The following is a 15,096-nucleotide window of genomic DNA, read 5'->3' on the forward strand; positions in this document are numbered from 1 at the left end:
CGCCGCAAGGCCGGTCAGAACCGGTTGTCGCCATCGAGCAGGCGGCCGAGCCCGCCCAGCACCGAGCCTTCGCCGCGGTTCTGGCCGCCGGCCTGTGGCGCGGCCGCGAGCATGCGCCCGGCCAGGCGCGAGAACGGCAGCGACTGCAGCCACACCTTGCCCGGCCCGGTCAGGGTGGCCAGGAACACGCCCTCGCCGCCGAACAGCATGCTCTTGATGCCGCCGACCGGACGCACGTCCATGCTCACGCTGGCGTGGTAGCCGACCACGCAGCCGGTATCCACGTCAATGCGCTCGCCCGCGGCCAGTTCGCGCTCGACCACGCAGCCGCCAGCGTGGATGAACACCCAGCCGTCGCCTTCGAGCTTCTGCATGATGAAGCCCTCGCCGCCGAACAGGCCGGTGAGGATGCGGCGCTGGAAGTGCACCCCGATCTGCACGCCGCGCGCGCCGGCCAGGAAACTGTCCTTCTGGCAGATGATGCGGCCGCCGTGCTCGTCCAGCTTCATCGCCAGCACCGTGCCCGGATAGGGCGCGGCGAAGGCGACCCTGGCCTTGCCCGCGCCGGTATGGGTGAACATGGTGGTGAACAGGCTCTCGCCGGTGATCACGCGCTTGCCGGCCGACAGCAGCTTGTCCATGAAGCCGCCCTGTCCCTGGTGCGAGCCGTCGCCGAAGATGGTGTCCATCTGCACCGACGCGTCCTTGAACATCAGCGCGCCGGCCTCGGCGATCGCGCTCTCGCCCGGGTCCAGTTCGATCTCGACGAACTGCATCTCCTGGCCGTGGATGCGGAAATCGATGTCGTCGGCGCTGCCGCGCGCCTGGCGCGGAACCGGCGGGGGCACCGCGGCCGGTCCGCCGGCGACGGCACCATCGAACAGCTCGGCGATGTTGCGTACCGGCAACCAGTCGCCCATGCCCTCGCGCCAGGCGAGGAGGTCGGGATTGCGCGCGGCCTCCAGGCGGGCGGTATCGGTATCGAGCGGGCCGAGGCGGACGTTGCTGGCGGGGTCGTGCAGGTACCACTGGGTCATGGCGGCCTCCGGGGGGAATCGGCAGGCCGAGTCTAGGGGCGTATCGGCACGCCGCGGGGGTGCCGGAGGTTGGTGCGCCCGGCGGTAGCGCGCCCTGTTCAGCTGGCGGGGGCGGGCCAGGCCAGGGCGGCAGCCTCTGCGTCGCAGTCGCGCGCAGGCGCGCGGCCCGCGGCGCGCGCCGCGGCCAGCTCCCGGCGGGCGGCCTCCCGGTCGGCGAGGGAGGCCGGGTCGGACTGCAGGCGGGCGAAGGTCGCCATGCCCATGAACTGGCCTTCGGCCACGTCGCTGGTCCAATGGACATTGCACACCACCCGGCTTTCGCCGAAGGCGCGGCCGCGCGCCAGCAGCGCCTGGCTGCGTTCGGGCGCGGCCGAGGCCAGCACCAGCGACCACAGCGTGCCGATCGCGGTATGCCCGGACGGATAGGACCCGCTGTGGGCCAGTTGCGGCTCGTCCCCGGGGGTGCAGGTGGGCGCGCCGTTGGCCAGGAACGGGCGCGGGCGCCTGTAGAGGTCCTTGGCGCTGCGGGTCGAGCGCGCGGCATCGGCCAGGGTGCGACGCAGCAGGCGCCAGGTCGCCGGGGTGTGTTCCAGGTCGATCTCCACGCCCAGCGCGCAGGCGAACAGGGGGGCGGCCTGCGGGAAGTCGAGTCCGGCATCGACGGTGGCCTGGGCGAAGCGTGGGGTATCGCGCAGCGCCAGGGCGGCGCGCATCCGCGCCTGGTCCAGGCCCGCGGCATCGCCTGCGGGCGGCGGCGGCAGCAGGGCGGCGCTGTCGGGGATGGCATCGTTGGCCAGGTAACCGATCGCGCGGCCGGGGCGGCTTTCGGGCACGCCGTCGGCGGCAAGGCCGGGCGCCGGAGGGGTGGGGCGCGAGCTGCAGCCGGCCAGTGCCGTGGCCAGCAGGACGAGGACAAGGACGGGGCGGCGAGGCGCCAGCGCGGTGCGGTGCATGAGGGGGTCCTGCGGACACGGGAGCTGCCGCCATTATCCGCGCGCCATGCGCCAGCAACGAAGCGTCGGTCCGCCTATTCCTCCGGCGGGCCTGGGCGCGGCCGCGGGGTGAAGCGCAGTACCACCCCGCGGCTGGGCGGCTGCGGGCGCTGCCACAGCACCGGCACCTCGCGCGGGGCGACCGGTTCCAGCTCGCCGGCATCGCGCGCCGCCAGGGTCATGGCTTCCTCCTCCTCGTCCTCCCAGCTGTAGCGCTGGCGCGGCGGCAGCGGATCGGCACGCCACCACAGCAGGCCGGCAAGCACGCCGGCCAGCCCGCCACCGAGGTGCGACTGCCAGGAAATCCCGGGCTCGTGCGGCAGCACGGTCAACAGCATGCCGCCGTAGAACAGGAAGCCGATCATGCCGGCCGCGATCGAGGCACGGTCGCGGCGGCGCAGGCCCAGCACCGCGATCATGAACATCAGGCCGTGGGTCAGTCCGCTGGCGCCCAGGTGGCGACTGCCGGCTTCGCCCAGCAGCCACGCGCCCAGGCCCGAGCCGAGCCACAGCAGCGGCAGGGCACGCAGGGTGGCGCGTGGATACACCGCACCGGCAAGGGTGCCCAGGATCAGGATCGCGCCGGCATTGGCCGCCAGGTGTTCGGCCGATCCGTGCAGCAACGGTGCGGCGATCAGGCCAAGCCACTGGCCGAAGTCGCGTGGCGATACCGCCAGCGCGCCCACGTCCAGCGTGGGCTGGGAGACGAACACCACCAGCAGCAGGAACACGAAGGCCAGGCTGGCATTGAAGGCACGCAGCACCCGGCCGCGGTCGGGCTGGGGTGCGGGATGGGTAGAGGCGTCCATTGCCCCTGCATGGCGCCTGCGCCCAGGCGAATCAACCGGGCGGACAAAAAAAGATGGGCGCGGGAGGGCGCGCCCAAGGATTGCTCACCCTGCCGGGAGAGAGAGACAGGTAATAAACAAAACACCGGTCCGTGCCAGGGCCGACCTGAGAAGCCCGGCCGGGCCGGTTGGCCAGGCTTGCGCGGCGAAGCGCAGGCCGGCCGAGACTACGGCCCGAACGTTGTCACATCGGCTGTTAACGTTCCATCTTCGCGCCGTGAAGCGCGCATTTGGACGTCGTGGGCGGCCTACTGGCGCAGGTCGCGGGCCGGCGCCGGGGCCGGCTGGCCGGGAGTGGCCCGCCACGGATTGATGTCCAGGCCGCCGCGGCGCGTGTAGCGCGCCTCCACCGAAAGCCACTGCGGGCGGCAGCGCGCCAGCACGTCCAGGAAGATCTGCTCCACGCACTGCTCGTGGAAACCGGCGTGCTCGCGGTAACCGGCGATGTAGCGCAGCAGCGACCCCCGGTCGATGCGTGGGCCGCGGTAGCGCAGGTGCACGCTGCCCCAGTCGGGCTGTCCGGTGACCGGGCAGTTGGACTTGAGCATGCCCGAGTGCAGGTATTCCTCGACAACGTCCCCCGTGTCCGCGCGCAGCACGTCCGCCTGCGGCGGGCCGTAGTGGTCGATGTCCACGTCCTCCGCGTCGATGGACGTGCCTTCCTGCCCGGCCGCCATCGGCGGCAGCCCGAAGCGGACCTCCACTCCAGCGCCGGCCGCGCGCGAGAGGTCCCCGGCGATGCACGCGCGCAACGCGTCGGCGTGGTCGAAACGCGCCGCGTTGAGCGAGTTGAGGTAGAGCTTGAACGACTTGGACTCGACCAGGCACGGCGAATCGGCCGGCACCAGTACCGTCGCGGTGGCCGCCTGCGGCCGTCCGCGCCCGTCCAGCCAGCCCAGCTCGTAGGCGTGCCAGCGATCGTGGCCGGAGAACGGCAGGGCGCTGCCGGGCGCCAGGCCCAGCTCGGCGCGGGCGCCGGCGCGCGGGATCGGGAACAGCAGCGTCGGGTCGTAGCGGGTCGGGTAGGCGACCTCGCGGCCGAGGCTGGAATCGTGCGGGGTATTCATCGGGACATTCTAGGGAACGGCGCCTGCACGGCGCTTGTCCGGCGCGGCTCAGCGCGAGGACGAGAAGGCGATCAGGGCGATGGCGACGATCGCCAGGACGATGGCGGCGCGGTTGAGCTTCGACGTGCGTTCGCCGAAGGCCAGCACGCCCACCAGGGTGCCGAGCACCACCACGCCGATGTTCATGGTCGCGAACACCGTGGCCGGGCTGTCCGGCAGGGACTGGTGCGCGCGCACGTAGAACACGATGTTGCCGAAGTTCAACAGGCCAAGGCCGAAGCCCGCGAGTGCGTGGCGCAGGCCCGGGCGCATGCCTTCGCCTAGCATCCGCCACAGTTGCCAGCCGGACATGCCGAAGAACGCGAGCACGAAGGCCACCAGCAGCGCCGCCGAGGTCGGGGTGCCGGCCATGGCCAGGCGCTTGAGCATCACGTCGACCAGGGCGAAGCCGGCCCAGACCGCCAGCAGCAGCATCCAGCCGCGGCGCCCGGCTGCCGCACCCGCCGGCCGCGCCAGGATGCCGGCCACCGCCAGCAGGCCCAGGCCCAGGCCGGCCAGCTTCAGGGCGTCGGCACGCTCGCCGAAGAACAGGAAGGCCGCGGCCAGCGACAGCAGCAGCGACATCCGCTGGGCCACGTCCGTGCGCACGATGCCGGCCTGGCGCACCGCCGCGGCCAGCACCATGAACAGGGTGGGCAGCACCGCGGCCAGCACCAGCAGCGCCACCCAGGGTGCCCCGGGCTGCTGCAGCGAGGCCGCCGGCGGCCGCAACAGCCACGCGGCCAGCAGCGCCGCGGCCAGGTAGTTCCAGGTGACCATCTGGCCCACGTCCAGGCCACGCCGGGGCGCCAGCTTCAGCAGCACCGAGACCAGGACGCTGCAGGCGACGCTGAGCAGGAGGAAATGCATGTGGGGGCGGGGCGGCGGGGGAGCGCCATTGTCGCCGAGCGCACCCGGCCGCGGCCACCGGGCCGTTGCGGGCGGTCTGTATCATGTGCGCATGACCGCGATCGCCTTCCCGAACGAATCGACCACCCTGCTGCTGCCCGGGCCGGCCGGCGCGCTCGAGGTGGCCGTCGACCTCCCCGAGCCCGCGGATGCCCGTCCGCTGGTGGCGGTGGTCTGCCACCCACTGCCCACCGAGGGCGGGACCATGCACAACAAGGTGGTGACCATGGTGGCGCGCGCGCTGCGCGAGCTGGGCGCGACCACGGTGCGCTTCAACTTCCGCGGCACCGGCGACTCCGAGGGCGAGTTCGACCACGGCGTCGGCGAGCGCGAGGACCTGCGCGCGGTGGTCGAGTGGGTGCGTGCCACGCATCCGGGCCATGCGCTGTGGCTGGCCGGTTTCAGCTTCGGCTCCTTCGTGACCCTGTCCAGCGCCGCGGAGCTGCAGCCCGACGCGCTGGTCTCGATCGCGCCCCCCGCGGCCGGCCGCGGCTGGGAATTCTCCGGCATCGAGGTGCCGGAGGTACCGTGGCTGGTGGTGCAGGGCGACCAGGACGAGATCGTCGATCCGCAGGCGGTGTACGACTGGATCGATTCGCTGGAGCGCAAGCCGCAGCTGGTGCGCATGCCCGAGACCAGCCACTTCTTCCACCGCAAGCTGATCGACCTGCGTGGTGCGATCCAGCACGAGGTCAAGGGCTGGCTGCCGCAGGCATGACCGCGACCGACGTGCGCACCCCCTCGCAGGTCTACGCCGAGGGCGCCGCGGCCGGACGCTGGCGCGACGACGCCGCCCAGCATCCGGCGCTGCGCGAGCTGGACCGCATCCACCAGGCCGTGCTGGCGCCGGCCAGTGGCGGCCTGCTCTCGCGCTTGCTGTCGAGGCCGCCGGAGCCGGCGAAGGGGCTGTACTACTGGGGCGAGGTCGGCCGCGGCAAGACCTTCGTGGTCGACCTGTTCTACGAATCGCTGCCGCTGCCGGTGTATTCGCCGGGCGTCGGCAAGCCGCAGGTCAGCAACGGCAAGTACCGCACCCACTTCCACCGTTTCATGCGCAGCGTGCACGAACGCCTGCGCGACTACGCCGGCGAGGCAGATCCGCTGGCGCGCATCGCCCGGCGCTGGCGCGGCTCGCTCAAGGTGCTGGTGCTGGACGAGTTCTTCGTCACCGACATCGGCGACGCGATGCTGCTGGCGCGCCTGCTGGAGCGGATGTTCGCCGAGGGCGTGACCCTGGTGACCACCTCCAACACCGCGCCGGAGAACCTGTACCGCGACGGCCTGCAGCGCGCCAGCTTCCTGCCGGCGATCGACCTGCTGCAGCGGCACTGCACCGTCCTGCGCTCCGATGGCCAGGAGGACTACCGCCTGCGCGCGCTGACCCGTTCCCCGGTATACCGCGCGCCGCTGGACGAAGGCTCCGACGCCTGGCTGGCCGAGCGCTGGCGCGAGCTGAGCGGTGGCGACGCGGCCCACGCGTGCAACATCGAGATCGATGCGCGCAAGATCCCGGTGCGCGGCCGCGGCAAGAGCATCGCCTGGTTCGACTTCGCCGCCCTGTGTGAAGGCCCGCGCGGCACCACCGACTACATCGAGATCGCGCGCGAGTTCAACACCGTGCTGCTGGGCGGGATCCCGCGCATGGATGCATTGAACGAGGACGCGGCGCGCCGCTTCGTGAACCTGGTCGACGAGCTGTACGACCGCCAGGTCAACCTGGTGTGCACCGCCGATGCGCAGCCGACCGGGCTGTACGAGGGCCAGCGCCTGCAGGGCGCGTTCGAGCGCACCGCCTCGCGCCTGATCGAGATGCAGAGCGCCGAGTACCTCGGCACGCCGCACCGCGCCTGAGCCTCAGCGCCGCGCGGTCGCGTGCTGGCGCCAGGCGCACAGTCCCAGCCACGCCAGGTACAGCGCGACCACCGCTTTCTGCGAAGCCCCGCGCGGCAGTTCCCGCCACAACGCGTGCGCCCACAGCCCGGCGAAGGCCAGCACGGCCAGCACCAGCGCCAGCGGCGCCACCCCGCGCCAGCGCGGGTCGCGGTGCAGGACGGCCGACTGCAGCAGCATGCCGCTGCCCACCAGCAGGAAGGCGGCCATGGCCGAAATGCGATGGACCAGCACGCCGAGCTCGTCCACCGGGTACCCGGGCGCCGGGCCCGGCCAGGTGGCGGTGGCCGCCAGCGCTGCCGCACCCGCGACCAGCAGCACTGGCACCAGCGTGTAGCGCGCCGGCGGCAGCAGGCCGCGATACAGGTGCAGTGCCAGCACGGCGACGCCAAGCGCCAGCCCGTAGTACGCGGTACGCAGCCACATGCCCCAGTCACCACTCAGGTACAGGCTCAGCGGGGCCTGCCACGGGTCGTACTCCGGGCGCAGGAACTGGACCGCGACCGCGGCGAGCAGGAAATGGAACACGGCGGCCAGCGCCAGCAGGCCCGATCTGGACGTGCGCGCTGGGACATGCATCTGCATGCGCGGCAGTTTCGCAGAAGCCGGGCGGCGTGGCCGGGCCTCCACCGCCATACCGGTCGCCGCTGGCGAGGGGGCGTCCTGCCGACTCGTGACATCGCCGTGGCGTGCGCTCGCCCACACCTTACACAAGATGTGGTTGACCGTGATGATGGAACCACATTATCTTGTGGGCGTCGGTTCCGGCAGCCATGGTTGCCGGATTAAAAGGGAAGTCCGGTGGGCCGCAAGGCGAATCCGGCACTGCCCCGCAGCGGTAACCGGAAACGAACCCGCAAACACGCACTGGGCCCAGGCCTGGGAAGCGGCGGAAGTAGGCGAGGGGAAGCCTCCAGTCCGGAAGTCCGAAGACCTGCCGACAGCCGCGCGAAGCACACCGCGCGGTGCCGGCCGCAGGTCCCCGGAGGGGGGATGGCTGGCGAAGCATCGGTCGCCGCAGCCGCGCTGCGTCGCGGCCGTTGCGACGCTGCCTCCGCATCCTCCGCTGCGCACCGGATCCGCGTCCCCCGAGGGAGGGACCCGGCGTGCATCACGCAACCAGAGGATGCGCAATGACGTCCCAGGACACTTCCTCGCCGGTCATCCCGGCGGCTTCCGCCATGGCCGCACCACGCCCGACGGACGCCATCGCCGGCGACGACCACGTGCCGCTGCCGCCTGCCGCCGCCGGATCGGCGCCGGCGCCCTCGGCGGAGGCCACCACCTGGATCACCAAGGAAGCCGGCAACCGCCGCCTGGCGTTCGATCCGGCGCGCCTGGAGCGCAGCATCGATGCGGTCGCAGCCGAGTTTCCCCAGCTGGACATCGGCGACTACAAGCGCGCCGTGCTCGGCTTCGTCGCGCGCAAGCCGGCGCTGTCGGCCGACGACCTGGTCGACCACCTGATCCGCGAGGCCGAGGCGCGGGTGGATCTCACCGCACCGGAGTGGGAGCGGTTCGCCGCGCGACTGTACCTGCGCCGGCTGTACAAGCGCGCCAGCCGCAACCGCTTCTACGACGCCGGGCAGAAGTACGGCTCCTACGTCGGCCTGCAGGAGAGCCTGGCCGACCGCGGCATCTACTCCAACGACATCCTGCGCGCCTACTCCAAGGAGGAACTGCAGGAGGCCGGGCGCATGATCGAACCCGAGCGCGACCGCCTGTTCGCCTACAACGGCCTGTACCTGCTGGCCACGCGCTACCTGGCCACCGACGCGGCGCACAACGTCTACGAGCTGCCGCAGGAGCGCTGGCTGACCATCGCCCTGTACCTGATGCAGGACGAGAAGCCACGCCAGCGGCGCATGCAGCTGGTGGGCGAGGCGTACTGGGCGCTGTCCAACCTGTACATGACCGTGGCCACGCCGACCCTGCAGAACGCGGGCAAGGTCGGCGGCCAGCTGTCCAGCTGCTTCATCGACACGGTCGACGACAGCCTGCAGGGCATCTACGACTCCAATACCGACATCGCCCGCGTGTCCAAGGGCGGCGGAGGCGTGGGGGCGTACCTGGGCTACGTGCGCGCCGCCGGCGCGCCGATCCGGGGCGTGCCCAACTCCTCCGGCGGCGTGGTGCCGTGGATCAAGCAGCTCAACAACACCGCCGTCTCGGTGGACCAGCTGGGCCAGCGCAAGGGCGCGGTGGCGGTGTACCTGGACATCTGGCACCGCGACATCGAGGCCTTCCTCGACCTGCGCCTCAACAACGGCGACCAGCGCCTGCGCGCGCACGACGTGTTCACCGCGGTGTGCATCCCGGACCTGTTCATGGAGGCGGTGGAGCGGCGCGGCGACTGGTACCTGTTCGACCCGCACGAGGTGAAGCAGGCCAAGGGCTGGTACCTGCAGGACTTTTACGACGAAAAGCGCGGCGAGGGCAGCTTCCGCAGCAGGTACCAGGAGCTGGTCGAGGACGAGCGCATCGGCCGCAGGACGGTCAAGGCGATCGACCTGTTCAAGCGGATCATGGTCTCGCAGCTGGAGACCGGCAACCCGTTCATGTTCTACCGCGACGAGGTCAACCGGAAGAACCCGAACAAGCACTGCGGCACGGTGTATTCGTCCAACCTGTGCACCGAGATCCTGCAGAACCAGAGTCCGACCCGGATGATCCAGGAGGTCATCTCCGGCAACCAGATCGTGACCACCAGGCAGGCTGGCGACTTCGTGGTCTGCAACCTGTCCTCGATCAACCTGGGCCGCGCGGTGGTCCAGGCCGAGGGCCAGGGCGACCTGATCAGCGACGTGCTCGAGCGCCTGGTACCGATCCAGGTGCGCATGCTCGACAACGTCATCGACCTCAACCAGCTGCCGGTGCCGCAGGCGACCATCACCAACCGCAGGTACCGCGCGATCGGCCTGGGCACCTTCGGCTGGCACCACCTGCTTGCACTCAAGGGCATCCACTGGGATTCGAAGGAGGCCGAGGACTACAGCGACGCGCTGTACGAGCGGATCAACCGCCTGGCGATCCAGGCCAGCATGGAGCTGGCAAAGGAAAAGGGCACCTACCCGGCCTTCCCTGGCAGCGACTGGCACACCGGCGCCTACTTCCGCGAGCGCGGCTACAACTCGCCCGAGTGGCTGGACATGGCCGCGCAGGTGGCGGTCAACGGCCTGCGCAACGGCTGGCTGCTGGCGGTCGCGCCGAACATGTCCACCGCACAGATCGCCGGATCCAGCGCCTCGATCGACCCGGTCTACTCGGCGTTCTACTACGAGGAAAAGAAGGACTACCGCCGCCCGGTGGCCGCCCCCGGCCTGTCTCTGGAAACCTGGCCCTACTACGAGAAGGGCGCGTGGAAGGTGGACCAGTTCGCCTCGGTGCGGCAGAACGCGCGCCGCCAACGCCACGTGGACCAGGCGATCAGCTTCAACCTCTACGTGCCTTCATCGATCCGCGCTTCGGTGCTGCTGGAGCTGCACCTGGAGGCTTGGCGGCAGGGGCTGAAGACGACGTACTACGTGCGCTCGAACGATATCGACGTGGCCGAGTGCGAATGGTGCAGTAGCTGACTGCGCGTTCGCGCTAGTCAGGTTCCACGGTTCGCGCTGCGAACCGTGGGCCCCGCTCATCAGCCTCCATACCCCCGCGCCTTCGGCGCGCCCCCTGACTCAGGGGGGCTTTCCTCCAGAACCCTGGTTGCGGTCGGCAACCAGCAGAGAGAAAACGACCATGAATACTGTTGCCGCACCGCGTACCGCTACCCGGCTGGACCGCATCCGCATCCTCGAGCCGCGCCATCCCAACCGTTCGACCGGGATCATCAACGGGACTACCTCGGGCATCCTCAACTGGAACGACATTCCCTATCCGTCGTTCTACCGCGCCTACAAGGAGCTCTCGACCAACTTCTGGATCCCGGACGAGGTCGACATGAAGGGCGATGCGCGCCAGTACGGCGAGCTGTCGGCGCGCGAGAAGAACGCCTTCGACTCGATCATCGGCCTGCTGGCCACCCTGGACTCGCCGCAGACCCGCTTCATCTACAACGTGGCCGAGTACATCACCGATCCGGCGGCGCATGCGAACGCGGCGATCATCGGCCAGCAGGAGGTGATCCACAACGAGAGCTACAGCTACGTGCTGGCCTCGATCACCGACCTGGCCAACCAGAACCGGGTGTTCGAGATCGCGCGCACCCACCCGACCATCCTGCGCCGCAACGCACCGATCATGGCCGCGTACGAGGACTTCATGCGCGAGAAGACGGCGGAGACCCTGCTGCGTGCCCTGATCCAGTCCTCGATCCTGGAAGGCATCAACTTCTATTCCGGCTTCGCCTACTTCTACAACCTGGTGCGGCAGAACCGGATGGCGGGCACCGGCAAGATCATCAGCTTCATCAACCGCGACGAGCTGGCGCACACCAAGTTCATCAGCGAGGTGATCCGCGCCATAGTCGGCGAGAACCCGGAACTGCAGACCGACGAGCTGGCCGACTACGTGCACGTCGCATTCCGCCACGCGATCGAGCTGGAGACGCAGTGGACCGGCGAAGTCCTGGACGGCATCGACGGCATCGACGTGGACGAGATGATCCGCTACGTGAAGTACCGCGCCAACAAGATGGCCGGGATGCTGGGCATCGAGTCGCTGTACACGGAGACCACCGACAACGTCATGCCCTGGATCCGCGCCTACGCCGACAACTTCACCGAGACCAAGACCGACTTCTTCGAGATGCGTAACGCCTCGTACAAGAAGACCAATGCGGACAACGGTTTCGATGAGCTGTGAATGGAGCCGTGATTCGGGATTCGTGATTCGGGATTGGTAAAGGCCAAGAGCCAGGAGCCAGGAAATGCAGCCATGACCCCCGTTGTCTCCGCCCACGCCCTGCTTTTATCGAATCACCAATCCCGAATTACGAATCACGGTTCTCAAATGCGCGTCCTGATCGCCTACGCATCCCTCAGCGGAAACACCCGCGATCTTGCGCGGCAGGTGCGTGGGCACTGCGAGGGGCAGGGCCACGCCGTGACCTGGCTGGAGGCGGGATTGCACGCGCTGGCCGATGCGGGCGATCCGCGCCATGACCTCTACCTGCTGGGCAGCTGGACCGACAACGGCGGGCGCACGCCGGCGGAGATGAAGCAGTTCATCGCCGACCTGGTCGAGGCCGTGGGCAGGCCGGCCAACGTGGCCGTGTTCGGCACCGGCGAGACCCAGTGGGGCGAGCAGTACTACTGCGGCGCGGTGCGGCGCATCGCCCGCTTCTTCGATTCATCCTTCCCGCGCCTGGAGATCGAGCAGATGCCGCATGGGCAGCGCGATGCGCTGGCGATCAGGCGCTGGACCGACCAGGTGCTGGCCACGACCGGAAGCAACGCACATGCAGATCCTGCACGCCGCCTCGCCTGAGGACCATGCCGCCGCACTGGCGGCCCATCCACGCCTGCTGGTGGACTACTGGAAGGAGGACTGCCCGGGTTGCAGCATGCTGGACCTGTCGCTGCGCAGGTTCGCCGCCGAGCCCGGGGCGCAGGGCCTGGTGTTGCTGAAGGTGAAGCTGGAGGACGTGGGCGAGGCCTTCTTCCGTGGCCTCGGCCTGCGCCAGACCCCGACCCTCGCGTTGTTCCACGAAGGGCGGGAGGCCGTCCGGCTGCCCGGCTTCCGCTCCCCGGCGCAGCTGGCCGAGGCCGTGGCCGCGCACCTGTAGCGCCCCGTTGGCGCCACCTCCACGCGCGCGCGCCGCAGGATCGGCGATGATCGGCGCAAGGCCACCAGGGAGAAAGCCGCGATGTCCGAAGCCGTCGTCGCCGAACCGCGCCCTACCGAGGCGCGGCTGATGAACATGGTCTTCCCGGACCACACCAACCACCTGGGCACGCTCTTCGGCGGCCAGGCGCTGGCATGGATGGACATGGCCTCGTTCATCGTGGCCTCGCGCTATGCACGCACCACGGTGGTGACAGCGCGTTCGGAACAGGTGGACTTCAACCAGCCCATCCACAAGGGCGACCTGGTCGAGGTCATCGCGCGCCTGGTCAAGGTCGGGCGCAGCTCGATGAACGTGGAAGTCGAGGTGATCACCGAGAACCTGCTGACCGGCGAGCGGAAACTCTGCACGCGCGGGCAATTCGTGATGATCGCCCTGGATCCGCTGGGGCGGCCGACGCCGGTTCCGAAGCTGCCCGCCGACGCTGCCGCTGGCGGCTAGAGCGTGCCGGGATCCACCCCGGGATGGCGCTGCTGCCATGCGGCCAGCGCCTGGCGGTATTCGTCCAGGGCTTCGGCGTACAGGTCGTAGACGCAGATCGGGCAGCCGCTCTCGCAGCATTCGGACGGCAGCGGCTTCTCGGGGGGCTGCGGCGCCGGATCGTCGTCCGCCGGAGGAACAGGGTCTGGGAACATCGCGCAAGCGTAGCCCATCGCCTGCCCATGACGGCAGCGGCGCGATCCCACCGTGTCGCTGGCGCGATCCGGTTATTCAGATTTGGCCCGGCGATAGCGTGACCCAATCGACAGTCCCGTGCCTGCCGGCACCGGATCAGTGCCGCATGCGTGTTTCCCGGCATCCAGGGAACGCTACCAATGCGCCAGGGCGATCGAACGTATTGATGATCTTCATGGGCCTCGTTCAATGGCCGCCACAAGTGCGCCGATAGATGGGCACTCCGAACCGCCCCGCGGTCCGGGCTCCCCCCGAACAGGCGCCCCGGCGGCCTTGCCGTCTCCTGGCCACAACAACCCTCCCCCGAGGCAGTCATGAACGAGTTCCTCCAACGCTTCACCGTCGGCAAGCGCATGTTCGCCGGCTTCGGCTTCCTGCTCCTGCTGATGGCCGCGATCGCCGTGGTTTCGGCGACCTCGCTGTCCACGCTGGAAAAGCACCTGGAAACCATCGCCGTCGAACGGGTTACCAAGACCGCGCTGGCGAACACGCTGTACGACAGCGCCAACCTGCTCAACATCAACATGCAGGCCATGATCCTGGCCGAGAGCGAGGAGGAGCGCCTGGCTGCGCAGCAGCGGATCCAGGAAACGCGCGCGAACTTCGTCGCCACTTACCAGAAGCTGGAAGCGATGCCGGCGCGCGAGGAAGGCAAGCGTCTCCTGGCGGCCATCAACAAGGCCCGCGTGGACGCGGCGCCGCTGAACGACCATGTCGCCGAACTGGCGCTGGAAGGCAACATCGCCGAGGCCACCACCTATCTCAACGGCGAGGCAGGCGCCGGCCTGAAGACCTGGCGCGAGGCGGTCAACGCCTATGTCGAGCGCGAAGCCCGCCAGATGAAGGCGGCGCACGACGAGGCCGTGGTGGCCACCAGCCGCGCGCGCACCACGCTGTTCGCGGTCCTGGGCATCGCAATCGTCTTCGGGGTGTTTCTGGCGGTGGTGTTCACCCGCAGCCTGACCGGCCCGCTGGGCCTGGCCGCCGCGGCCGCCCGCGACCTGGCTGCAGGCAGGATGGATGGCGCCCGCCTGGTCGGCGGTGCCGACGAAGTCGGTGACGTCCTGCGCGCCGTGCAGGCCACCCGCGAGTCGGTCCAGACCGTGATCGAAGCGACGAAGGAGATGGGCCGCCAGCACGACCTCGGCGCGATCTCCGCGCGCCTGGATCCCAGCGTGGTCCAGGGCGACTACAGCAGCCTGATGGAGGTCGTGAACGCGGTCGTCAACGAGCACATCCAGGCCGCGCTCACGGCCGGGCGCCTGGCCGGTGCCTATGCCCGCGGCGACCTGCACGACGACTTCCCGCGCGTGCCGGGCGAGAAGGCCGTGCTGATGGAGGCGATGGACGGGGTGAAGGCCAACCTGCTGGCGCTCAGCGAGGAGATCGGCAACCTCAGCACCGCCGCCGTGCATGGCGACTTCAGCCAGCGCGGCGACGAGGAACGCTTCGAGTTCGGCTTCCGCGACATGGTCGCCAACCTCAACCGCCTGATGCACACCTCCGATACCAGCCTGCAGTCGCTGGCCCAGGTGCTGCAGGCGGTGGCCGACGGCGACCTGACCGTCCGCATGGATGGCGAGTACGAGGGCGTGTTCGCACAGATGCGCGATGCCGCCAACACCACCGTGCAGAACCTGACCGGCATCGTCGGCCGCATCCAGGAGGCTTCCGGCAGCATCAACACCGCCGCCGCCGAGATCTCCCAGGGCAACGCCGACCTGGCCCGTCGCACCGAGCAGCAGGCCGCCAACCTGGAGGAGACCGCCGCCTCGATGGAGGAGCTGACCTCCACCGTCAAGCAGAACGCCGAGCACGCCCGCCAGGCCAACCAGCTGGCCATCGGCGCGGCCGACG

At 69.8% G+C, this 15,096-nt stretch carries 15 protein-coding genes and 1 riboswitch; of the genes, 8 read left to right on the forward strand and 7 right to left on the reverse strand.

Annotated elements, in window-relative coordinates; genetic code table 11:
* Positions 1-14 precede the first annotated feature (14 nt).
* The 5 genes from CSC68_RS05430 to CSC68_RS05450 form a co-directional block, all read right to left on the reverse strand.
* A complete protein-coding gene (locus CSC68_RS05430; RefSeq protein WP_162202510.1) occupies positions 15-1,037 on the reverse strand; it encodes a TIGR00266 family protein in 1,023 nt (340 codons plus the stop codon).
* A 98-nt stretch (positions 1,038-1,135) separates the two neighbouring features.
* Positions 1,136-1,990, reverse strand: coding sequence for an acid phosphatase (locus CSC68_RS05435; protein ID WP_162202511.1), 855 nt, complete (start codon positions 1,988-1,990; stop codon positions 1,136-1,138).
* 74 nt (positions 1,991-2,064) lie between these two features.
* Positions 2,065-2,838, reverse strand: a complete 774-nt coding sequence (locus tag CSC68_RS05440; protein ID WP_162202512.1) for a rhomboid family intramembrane serine protease — start codon at positions 2,836-2,838, stop codon at positions 2,065-2,067.
* 287 nt (positions 2,839-3,125) lie between these two features.
* Positions 3,126-3,944: an NADPH-dependent 7-cyano-7-deazaguanine reductase QueF gene (gene queF, locus CSC68_RS05445; RefSeq protein WP_162202513.1), complete on the reverse strand. Its 819-nt coding sequence runs from the start codon at positions 3,942-3,944 to the stop codon at positions 3,126-3,128.
* A 48-nt stretch (positions 3,945-3,992) separates the two neighbouring features.
* Positions 3,993-4,853: an EamA family transporter gene (locus tag CSC68_RS05450; protein WP_162202514.1), complete on the reverse strand. Its 861-nt coding sequence runs from the start codon at positions 4,851-4,853 to the stop codon at positions 3,993-3,995.
* A 91-nt stretch (positions 4,854-4,944) separates the two neighbouring features.
* On the opposite strand from CSC68_RS05450, the gene CSC68_RS05455 reads away from it, so the two are divergent.
* A complete protein-coding gene (locus tag CSC68_RS05455) occupies positions 4,945-5,610 on the forward strand; it encodes an alpha/beta hydrolase (protein WP_162202515.1) in 666 nt (221 codons plus the stop codon).
* Positions 5,607-6,743, forward strand: coding sequence for a cell division protein ZapE (gene zapE / locus CSC68_RS05460; RefSeq protein WP_162202516.1), 1,137 nt, complete (start codon positions 5,607-5,609; stop codon positions 6,741-6,743). Before CSC68_RS05455 ends, zapE begins: the two co-directional genes overlap by 4 nt.
* A 3-nt stretch (positions 6,744-6,746) precedes the next feature.
* On the opposite strand, the gene CSC68_RS05465 is transcribed toward zapE, so the two are convergent.
* Positions 6,747-7,367 carry a DUF998 domain-containing protein gene (locus tag CSC68_RS05465; RefSeq protein ID WP_246193453.1) on the reverse strand — a complete coding sequence of 207 codons (621 nt, stop codon included), beginning with the start codon at positions 7,365-7,367 and terminating at the stop codon, positions 6,747-6,749.
* 157 nt (positions 7,368-7,524) lie between these two features.
* Positions 7,525-7,738: riboswitch (cobalamin riboswitch) on the forward strand.
* 177 nt (positions 7,739-7,915) lie between these two features.
* Between CSC68_RS05465 and CSC68_RS05470 the strand changes: the two genes are divergently transcribed.
* The 5 genes from CSC68_RS05470 to CSC68_RS05490 all read left to right on the forward strand — a co-directional run bounded on the left by CSC68_RS05470 (position 7,916) and on the right by CSC68_RS05490 (position 13,005).
* The gene (locus CSC68_RS05470) at positions 7,916-10,357 is read left to right on the forward strand and encodes a ribonucleoside-diphosphate reductase subunit alpha (protein ID WP_162202517.1); all 2,442 of its coding nucleotides are present in this window, start codon (positions 7,916-7,918) and stop codon (positions 10,355-10,357) included.
* A 160-nt stretch (positions 10,358-10,517) separates the two neighbouring features.
* Positions 10,518-11,582 (forward strand): ribonucleotide-diphosphate reductase subunit beta, encoded by a 1,065-nt coding sequence (locus tag CSC68_RS05475; RefSeq protein WP_162202518.1) that lies wholly within the window; start codon positions 10,518-10,520, stop codon positions 11,580-11,582.
* Between the two features lie 147 nt (positions 11,583-11,729).
* Entirely contained in the window at positions 11,730-12,206 is a 477-nt protein-coding gene (locus tag CSC68_RS05480; protein ID WP_162202519.1) for a flavodoxin, read from the forward strand.
* Positions 12,178-12,504 carry a thioredoxin family protein gene (locus tag CSC68_RS05485; protein WP_162202520.1) on the forward strand — a complete coding sequence of 109 codons (327 nt, stop codon included), beginning with the start codon at positions 12,178-12,180 and terminating at the stop codon, positions 12,502-12,504. Before CSC68_RS05480 ends, CSC68_RS05485 begins: the two co-directional genes overlap by 29 nt.
* Positions 12,505-12,585: 81 nt before the next feature.
* Positions 12,586-13,005, forward strand: coding sequence for an acyl-CoA thioesterase (locus CSC68_RS05490; protein WP_162202521.1), 420 nt, complete (start codon positions 12,586-12,588; stop codon positions 13,003-13,005).
* Here CSC68_RS05490 and CSC68_RS05495 read toward each other — a convergent pair.
* Complete coding sequence (locus CSC68_RS05495) at positions 13,002-13,199, reverse strand: oxidoreductase-like domain-containing protein (RefSeq protein ID WP_162202522.1); 198 nt, start codon at positions 13,197-13,199, stop codon at positions 13,002-13,004. The two genes, CSC68_RS05490 and CSC68_RS05495, sit on opposite strands and share 4 nt — an antisense overlap.
* 354 nt (positions 13,200-13,553) lie before the next feature.
* On the opposite strand from CSC68_RS05495, the gene CSC68_RS05500 reads away from it, so the two are divergent.
* Positions 13,554-15,096 (forward strand): MCP four helix bundle domain-containing protein (locus CSC68_RS05500; RefSeq protein WP_162202523.1); only part of this gene is annotated, 1,543 nt, incomplete at its 3' end.

It is taken from the genome of Pseudoxanthomonas suwonensis (assembly GCF_010093235.1).
Taxonomy (GTDB): domain Bacteria; phylum Pseudomonadota; class Gammaproteobacteria; order Xanthomonadales; family Xanthomonadaceae; genus Pseudoxanthomonas; species Pseudoxanthomonas suwonensis.